An 8331-nucleotide genomic window follows, 5' to 3' on the forward strand; every position below is an offset into this window, starting at 1 on the left:
GCCGATTTTTGAGCGCCCTTTAAGCGAGATATCCTTCGGTCAGTTTTTATTACGGCTATTCCAGACTGCGCGACGCTTCAACATGGAGGTCCAACCACAATTAGTCTTGCTCCAGAAAACGCTCATTAACATAGAAGGCTTGGGTCGCGAACTCTACCCAGAATTGGATCTTTGGAGCACCGCAAAGCCCTTCCTTGAAAAATGGATGCGCGACAGACTGGCGCCTCCTGGCGTTTTTAAACGAATTCGTTCACAAATCCCTGACATTGTTCAGCAATCGCCTGAACTTCCGAAACTGATCTATGAGACTATGGACAGTATTCGAAAGCTAGAACATCCACCGGCACCAACGGTAAAGTCTGAGCCGAGTAAGCACAACGTTAAACGCCGCTTGGCGGGCGGGCTATTAATTGGCGGCGGTTTACTCAGCAGCCAACCGGAGCTTGTCAGTCAACTTCAAAATATGCCCATTGCGGGAATGATCTGCATTGTCGCCGGCGCTTGGTTAGTATTCGTATCCTGATTTTCTGGAGAACTTAATGTCTGAGATTTTAAAGCAATTAGAAGAGATCCTTGAAGAACGCCGCAAGGCTGACCCTGAGGAGTCTTATGTTGCCAGCCTTCATCAGAAAGGGCTAAACAAGATCCTCGAAAAGGTAGGCGAAGAATGCACCGAGACACTTTTGGCCGCCAAAGATGTTGAGCACGGAGCCGCGAAGAACGAGCTTATATACGAGACCGCTGATTTGTGGTTTCATACAATGGTCATGTTGTCGCATTTAAATATCCGTCATGAGGACATTCTTGAAGAGCTAAAGCGGCGTTTCGACTTGTCTGGTCTAGAAGAGAAAGCACAACGCAGTAAGGAGTCATAAAATGGGAATCAGCCCTACCCAGTTACTAATTATATTGGTGATCGTCGCACTCATCTTCGGCACTAAAAAGCTCAGAAACATCGGTGGCGATCTTGGTGGTGCCGTTAAAGGCTTCAAGAAAGCCGTTAAAGATGAGGAAGAAAAAAAATCAATTGAGCAGTCCGATGGCGAGACGATTGATGTTAAAGCTGAGAAAGTCAGCACAGATAAAGAAAAGAAAGACCAAAACGTTTAGCACTTAAGACTGTAGTAGCACATGTTTGATATTGGTTTTCTCGAGCTGATTATTGTTGCGGTTCTCGCTCTTCTTATTCTCGGCCCCGAACGGCTTCCAAAAGCTGCGCAGACGGTTGGCCGCTGGGTTGGTAAAGCCCGGCGAATGGCCAGTACATTCAGCCAAGAAATTGATCGACAACTTGAAATTGAAACACTCCGCGAACAGTTAAAAGAGCAAGGCAAAAGCATTAATATTAATGATGATGCGAACAAAATTCACGAAACTGTCAGCCACGCTTTGGCTGAAGCCTCTTCAAGCTTTGAACCCGAAGCAAACAAGCAGCCAAAACGAGACAAGCAAGCAGAACCGGCCGAAGAAGATACTCTTAAGAAGTCTTGAGCGACTGAGTCGCCTTGCGCTGTAGAATAGTCTTGAGCCTGACGATAACCTTGAGCAGAAACAATCGCTTCCATCCGGAACAGGTAAACCCATGAGCGAGCAAGACTCCGTCAACCCGGACGACAAAGATCAAGCACAACCTTTGATCGCACACTTGATTGAACTTCGCGACCGTATGTTACGCGCCGTCATCGCCGTAATGGTTATTTTTCTTAGTCTCTATTATTTCGCGAACGACCTGTATTTTTTGCTTTCAGAACCTTTAAGAGCGCTTTTACCTGAAGGCGCAACAATGATCGCTACGGGCGTAGCATCGCCATTTCTAACACCATTCAAGTTGACGTTCGTTGCCTCTATTTTTATCGCCATGCCGGTAATTTTGTATCAGGTTTGGGCATTTATATCACCCGCTCTTTTTGACAAAGAGCGCAAACTCGCAATCCCTTTGCTCGTGTCCAGCATCATACTTTTCTACTTCGGCATGGCCTTCGCGTACTTTGTTGTGTTTCCTCTCGTCTTTGGATTCTTCACATCAGCCGGGCCTGAAGACGTCGCTATTATGACCGACATCAGCCAGTACCTCGACTTCGTCCTAAAGATGTTTTTCGCATTCGGGTTTGCTTTTGAAATACCCATTGCGATCATTATCTTAGTCGCAGTTGGTGCCACCTCAACCTCGAGCCTTTCAGAAAAACGTCCTTATCTCGTTATTGGCTGCTTCGTTGTTGGTATGTTGCTCACACCGCCTGATGTCATTTCTCAAACGCTCCTTGCTGTTCCAATGTGGCTCCTTTTTGAAGTAGGCCTTGTATTCGCCAAGATGATAGAGAAGCCCAACGATGAAACTGAAGCAGACACGCCAGCAACATGAACCTGTTACTGCTTAAAGCCAGGCAGATATGTGATCAGAATGTGGCATTGGATCAGTGTCAGGGCCTGAGGTACGGCCAGGCCAACATTACCGGCAGGCAGTTTCAGCATTTGTTGAAAACACTCAAAGCAGAGGTGGGTGATACCCTTAATGTAGGTATCGAAAACGGCATGATGGGCCAGGCTCGTCTGATTGAGATCAAGCCAGAACAGGCCCTTATTGAGTTTGACTGCAACGAACCTCCACCCTCTGCGCTTCCCCTCAAGTTAATACTCGCCCTACCGCGGCCAAAGATGCTCCGCCGCACCTTGCAAAGCTGCATCTCCATGGGCGTGAAAGACATCGTTCTTCTAAATTCATGGAAGGTCGAAAAGAGTTACTGGCAGACGCCGTGGCTCAGCGACCAGGCCCTCTATGAAAATGCTGTTCTAGGCCTTGAGCAAGCAAAAGATACCGTCTTGCCAAACATCCAGTTACGCAAATGGTTCAAACCCTTTGTTGAAGACGAGCTAAAGCGCTTCTCTCAAGCCAGCAGGCGAATACTCGCACACCCCGGCGCTATAGCATCATGCCCTGTTAATCTTGAGCAAGCTTGCACGCTGATGATTGGACCAGAAGGTGGCTTTACACGCTACGAAGCTGAGAAAATCCAAGAGCAGGAATTTGAAGTGGTGAATATCGGTACACGAATTTTGCGTGTGGAAACGGCTGTTCCCGCATTGATTTCAAGAATTTTTCCAAGCTAAGAGCAAAGCAAAATCATAGCCCCATAGCCCGCGTAGCAATTTGTCGCTTGATAAACGTATGCGCATTAACCGTATTAACGCCTGTATTTCTGAGCAAGCGCAACAACGGATCTTCGCTACCAAAAAGCCGTTTAAAACCTTCCATCCCGAGCATCATGGCTAAGTTCTCGCTCTTGCGCTGCCGCTGATAACGCTTCAACAAAACAGGATGAGAAAGCGCATAACCCTTCCGCTGAGCGTCTTGAAGAATCCCCTCCAATGCTTGGACATCGCTCAGGCCAAGATTCAGGCCCTGCCCTGCCAGAGGATGAATTGTATGTGCCGCATCGCCAAGCAATACCGCCTGATCGACAACATAGGATTTCGCATGACGCTGACGGAGGGGAAACAGACATCGCGCAGAAACACTTTTTACTTGACCTAAGCGGCCCTCAAGCTCTCTTTCTATAGATGCACAGAACGCCTTGTCATCAAGCGCATACGTCGATCTTGCGTGCGCAGTATCCAACGACCAAACAATGGAACAAAAGTGGGCATATCTTGAATCATTCTTATCTAGCGTATCGCGCAAAGGTAAGTAGGCGACCGGACCGCGCTCAGAAAAGCGCTGCCAAGCCGTCTCTTCGTGCGGTTTTTCCGTCTCAACCGTACAAACAATGGCACATTGTTGGTAATCCCACTCTCGGGTCGGGATATTCAATGCGCGGCGAACAAAAGAGTTCGCACCATCTGCCCCAATTAGGAGCTTGGTGCTGATCCGGCTATCGTCTTCAAAAACGAGCTCTCTAACCTTTTGCTGTTGATCGAGGTGCATGGCGCTGATTCGCGCCCCAAAAAAGTAATCTACCGAGTGTATGTCGGGGGCTGTATCTAGCGCTGCGAAACACGCGCTGAGTAAGGCTTGGTTTTCTATAATAAAACCGAGACAAGGGCGTTGGTAATCCAAAGCATCGAACTGAATACGACCTCCGCCAAGTTCCTCCCACACCTCCATATTGGCGTAGGGTTGGATCTGCTGCGGCTTTAAATGCGACCATACACCAATATCTTCAAGCCATTGCGCATTGGCTGGCGTAATCGCGCTCACACGAGAGGAGAAATCATCAACACACGTTCTGTCTTTTGTTGAGGATACGAGCCTAGGGTCCTGCGCATCCACTAAGGCAACGTGCAGCCCTGTCTTGGCAAGAGCGACAGCCGCGCTTGCACCTGAAATACCGGCTCCGACAATAACAAGATCATACATAGTACTCACCCCAAAAACGCCCTAAGACCCCACTCAACCAATCAACCAATCAACCCGCACTCAAAGGCTTAAGTGATTGGGCTCGACCCATGGTATGTCGCGCAAACTCGGTTTTTAACTCTTTAAACGAATTCAGTGCCACCAGGCCAGAACTCCTTAGAAGCGCTGGAACATGCGAGTCTGGAGAGAACAGCTCTACAAGTTGATCACTGAAATTCACGATTTTGAACTGTTCACCACGATGCGCATCAACAAGAGGCTTTAAATTTTTGTAAGCCCAAAACTCATTTTCCTTACAGAGGGTTAGGCCTTCGATAAATGCAACGATACCGCGCAAAGCAAGATTAAACCCTTGCCCAGCAACAGGGTGCAAACTATGAGCCGCATTTCCAACGACAAGCAATCGCTCGCGACATAGCTCTTTTGCTTGAGTGAGCGCTAGAGAGTACGCATCCCGCTCACCGACTTTATCAATTCGCCCTAAACGGCCACCGAATAGTGTTTCGATATGCGTTGCAAAGTCGGCGTCTGTCATCGCTATCATTTCATCAGCGACGTCATCATGCAGAGTCCAGACCAAAGCGCTGACGTCTCTCTTGAGCGGCAGTAAAGCAGCCGGCCCGGATTTAGCAAACCGCTCATAAGCAACGCCCTTGTTGTCTAACTCGGTTTTCAGATTCGTGATGATCGCTTTTTGATGGTAGGACTTTATTGAATAATCGATCCCGAGAGACCTGGCCAAATTAGATTCTGCGCCGTCAGCAATCACAAAGAGTTTTGCTGTTAGATTTTTTTTCTGAAGACGATCACCATCGGCCTTGTTTTCTATCACATCCAGCTCAAGCTGCGCGCAGGTATCGGTCATCTGAACCTGAGTAACCACCGACTGATCTAGAACCGCAACGTCACTTTCCATAAGCCGAGAATGCAACAGTCCGCCCAAAGCCATATTCGGAACCACATAACCGAGAGCATCAACACCCACATCACGTGCTTCAATCGACGTCGTGCCCATTTTACCTTGCTCGGAGACATGGACGCGATTAATCGCACAAGCTAGTGCCTGCTCAGCGTCCCATAATCCAAGAGCCTGGAGAAGTTCAATACTCCCTAAAGATATCGCGGTAGAGCGCAAATCAAAACTATTCTGCAACACTTCATGAGATACATCTTTGAGACGAAACTTCTCGATCAACGCAACCTTGAAACCACGCTCTGCCAGCCCAATAGCGAGCGGTATACCCACCATACCACCGCCAACAATCGCAATGTCGTAGTCAACTTGTTTGATCGTATTATCCATTTCAGAACGCTCAACCAACTCTTTCAAAATACACTGACCGGAAAGGATCTACCCTGCCATTAACGCTTCAATCTCGTCGATATCCTTTGGTACGCCAGAAGTCAGCACCTCGTTGCCCGTTTTAGTGACAACGACATCGTCTTCAATACGAACCCCAATACCGTGGTACTTTTTCGCTACGCCTTTGCTGCCCGGCGCGATATAGATGCCAGGTTCTACAGTCATCACCATGCCTGGCTCAAGCACTCGCCACTCACCACCAGTTTTATATTCACCAACATCATGCACATCCAACCCAAGCCAATGCCCTGTCCGGTGCATGTAGAACTGCTTATAAGTCTCGTTTTCAAGAATCTCTTCTCGCTTACCTTTCAAAATGCCCAACCGTAGCAAGCCATCAACGATAACGTTCACTGCCGCCTCATGCGGGTGATTCCAATGATTGTTGGGTTTCACCTGCTCGATTGCTGCGTACTGCGCATCTAGAACAATCTGATAGATCTCGGCCTGAGCCTCGCTGAACGCACCATTGACCGGGAACGTCCGCGTAATGTCAGAGGCATAAAGTTCTAGCTCACAACCGGCATCGATCAATACAAGATCTCCATCCTTCAACGCTTCGTTGTTTTCGATGTAATGCAATATGCAGCTATTGTCACCACCCCCAACAATCGAAGAATATGCCTGAAACCGAGCTCCCTTTTGCATACAACGATGAACAATCTCCGCCTCAAGGCTATATTCATAAAGCCCAGGCTTGCACGCTTTCATCGCCTGCACATGCGCTTGCGCGCTGATCTCACCTGCACGCTTCATGATTTTTATCTCAGCCTTACTCTTAAACAATCGAAGCTCATGCAAAGGGTACTCGATAGCGACAAACTCACCGGGTGGATGCGCGCCACTTCTGACCTTGCTGCGAATCGTGTTCACCCAGTCCATGATTTGTGCATCGAACTGCGCATTTCGACCAAGCGCATAAAACACCTTGTCGCGGCCTTCAATCAAACCAGGAAGAATTTCATCAATATCACTAATCGGAAACGCATCATCGAAACCAAGCTGCTTAATTGCGCCCTCAGGCCCAAGCATTTTGCCATCCCACATTTCTTTTGCCGGATCACGCTCTCGGCAAAAGAGCACAGCCTCGCCGTGCTCTCTACCCGGAATAAGCGCCAAGACAGCCTCTGGTTCATTAAACCCTGTTAGATAGTAAAAATCGCTATCCTGACGAAATTGAAAGTCAGCGTCATGGTTGCGCACCTTCAGCTTGGATGCAGGAAGGATTGCAATTGCGTTGTCGCCCATCTGCTCGGCAAGCGCTTTACGCCGTGCCGCGAATTCTTTCTTGGTAATGCTCATACGTTTAGTTCGTTATTCTGTTAATTCTAGATTGCTGCCGCGAGTGTTTTAATGAAGGGTCGGTGCAGTTTCTTCGTTTGAAGCACCGTCAGGCAGCTCATTAAACTCGAGGTAAAGATTTAACGTGCCTATCCGCACGTACTCACACACTTCGAAGAAATCGCGCTCACTGGTCTCCGAGCTATCCATACGGGAATCCAGTTGACTTATTTCTACCAAATCTCGAAGAATCTCTTGCAGATCCTCGTCTAGATTTGCCAAGGCGTGTGTTTGCGTCACAGCAATACCTTCCAGAAAACCGCCAACCCATGCACCCAAGGCTTCGCCCCGCTCCGCAATTGCATAGCTATCGTCAGGCAAGCAAATCTGAAAAGCGCTCGAATCTACAGCGATACTTTCTAAAGTATCGCGATAAAACTTACACAAATCCTGATGCACATTCGGCTGCTTCTCAACGTTGAATTCTTCAATGCCCATGTGATCTAGACACATAGCCAACCATTCATCGTCTTTCAATTGCGTATTACCTGTAATGTGACCAATCATAATGCCATGCAGTTCGCTTGGATGATTAATTGCGCCGTTAATGTTGTATACATTGGCAAGCCATTCAAATTCGCTTTCTACATGAACATCTTCAGACATGGTGTCTCCGTTGGATAAATGAAACGAAATTATACGACTGAATCACCCATAGGCGTTAGCCTTATTGACCGCAACGCGGGGGCAAATTATAGTCTTCGGGCAGAGCACTATACGCTGCATTATGTTTTAATTTCTAACCGCTCACGATAATGACGAAGGAACGGCGTAATGGATAACTCGCCTATCAGCAGATTTTCAGACAAAGTCGAACAACTCATTGCATACTGCGAGCGCCTTGAAGAAGACAACGCCCGATTGACTAAGTCGCAGGAGCAACTTCAAAGCGAGCGCTCAAAACTTCTTCAAAAAAACGATCTTGCCAAAACCAAGATCGAGGGAATGATTGGTCGTCTACGCGCACTGGAGCAAAATTAATGTCTGAGCAGAATACGCTTGAAGTAAGGATTCTCGACAAAGAGTATCTTGTTGCCTGTCCACCAGACAAACAAAAAGAACTGCGTGAAGCGTCTGTGCAGCTCGACGCAAAAATGCGCGAGATTCGTGGTTCAGGAAAGGTTTTCGGAAGTGAGCGCATTGCCGTTATGGCGGCGCTCAATCTAACATACGAGCTGATGCAGAGCTCGATGAGCTCTAGTGGAGAGGAGCAGAAGCTGAGCAAGCTTGAAGCGCAAATGGATCAGATACTTGCAGCGAAAGAATCCCGGTA

Annotated in this window: 11 protein-coding genes and 1 pseudogene; 8 read left to right on the plus strand and 4 right to left on the minus strand. The window is 48.0% G+C overall.

Annotated elements, in window-relative coordinates:
* The 6 genes and pseudogenes from A3751_RS23480 to A3751_RS08425 form a co-directional block, all read left to right on the plus strand.
* Nucleotides 1–523, plus strand: a pseudogene (locus A3751_RS23480) (ubiquinone biosynthesis regulatory protein kinase UbiB); the annotation flags it as partial.
* A gap of 16 nt (nucleotides 524–539) precedes the next feature.
* Nucleotides 540–875, plus strand: a complete 336-nt coding sequence (locus tag A3751_RS08405) for a phosphoribosyl-ATP diphosphatase (protein WP_068454330.1) — start codon at nucleotides 540–542, stop codon at nucleotides 873–875.
* 1 nt (nucleotide 876) lies between these two features.
* Nucleotides 877–1110 (plus strand): Sec-independent protein translocase subunit TatA, encoded by a 234-nt coding sequence (tatA, locus tag A3751_RS08410; RefSeq protein WP_068454333.1) that lies wholly within the window; start codon nucleotides 877–879, stop codon nucleotides 1108–1110.
* Between the two features lie 21 nt (nucleotides 1111–1131).
* A complete protein-coding gene (gene tatB / locus A3751_RS08415) occupies nucleotides 1132–1491 on the plus strand; it encodes a Sec-independent protein translocase protein TatB (protein WP_068454336.1) in 360 nt (119 codons plus the stop codon).
* Between the two features lie 91 nt (nucleotides 1492–1582).
* Complete coding sequence (gene tatC, locus A3751_RS08420; protein WP_068454339.1) at nucleotides 1583–2362, plus strand: twin-arginine translocase subunit TatC; 780 nt, start codon at nucleotides 1583–1585, stop codon at nucleotides 2360–2362.
* Nucleotides 2359–3108, plus strand: coding sequence for a 16S rRNA (uracil(1498)-N(3))-methyltransferase (locus tag A3751_RS08425; RefSeq protein WP_082863126.1), 750 nt, complete (start codon nucleotides 2359–2361; stop codon nucleotides 3106–3108). The genes tatC and A3751_RS08425 overlap by 4 nt, the downstream gene beginning before the upstream one ends.
* A 13-nt stretch (nucleotides 3109–3121) precedes the next feature.
* On the opposite strand, the gene A3751_RS08430 is transcribed toward A3751_RS08425, so the two are convergent.
* From A3751_RS08430 to A3751_RS08445, 4 genes are read right to left on the minus strand one after another with little or no spacing between them, the layout of a single operon-like run.
* Complete coding sequence (locus A3751_RS08430; RefSeq protein ID WP_068454342.1) at nucleotides 3122–4354, minus strand: UbiH/UbiF/VisC/COQ6 family ubiquinone biosynthesis hydroxylase; 1233 nt, start codon at nucleotides 4352–4354, stop codon at nucleotides 3122–3124.
* A 49-nt stretch (nucleotides 4355–4403) separates the two neighbouring features.
* Nucleotides 4404–5657 carry an FAD-dependent monooxygenase gene (locus A3751_RS08435; RefSeq protein WP_068454345.1) on the minus strand — a complete coding sequence of 418 codons (1254 nt, stop codon included), beginning with the start codon at nucleotides 5655–5657 and terminating at the stop codon, nucleotides 4404–4406.
* A 48-nt stretch (nucleotides 5658–5705) separates the two neighbouring features.
* On the minus strand, nucleotides 5706–7019 hold the full coding sequence (pepP, locus tag A3751_RS08440; RefSeq protein ID WP_068454348.1) for a Xaa-Pro aminopeptidase: 1314 nt from the start codon (nucleotides 7017–7019) through the stop codon (nucleotides 5706–5708).
* Between the two features lie 48 nt (nucleotides 7020–7067).
* Complete coding sequence (locus A3751_RS08445; protein ID WP_068454351.1) at nucleotides 7068–7664, minus strand: UPF0149 family protein; 597 nt, start codon at nucleotides 7662–7664, stop codon at nucleotides 7068–7070.
* A 168-nt stretch (nucleotides 7665–7832) separates the two neighbouring features.
* Here A3751_RS08445 and A3751_RS08450 point away from each other — a divergent pair, with 168 nt between their 5' ends.
* Complete coding sequence (locus A3751_RS08450; protein WP_068454364.1) at nucleotides 7833–8039, plus strand: TIGR02449 family protein; 207 nt, start codon at nucleotides 7833–7835, stop codon at nucleotides 8037–8039.
* On the plus strand, nucleotides 8039–8331 hold a 293-nt coding region (locus A3751_RS08455), incomplete at its 3' end, for a cell division protein ZapA (RefSeq protein WP_068465995.1). The genes A3751_RS08450 and A3751_RS08455, both read left to right, overlap by 1 nt.

The organism is Oleiphilus sp. HI0080, assembly GCF_001635135.1.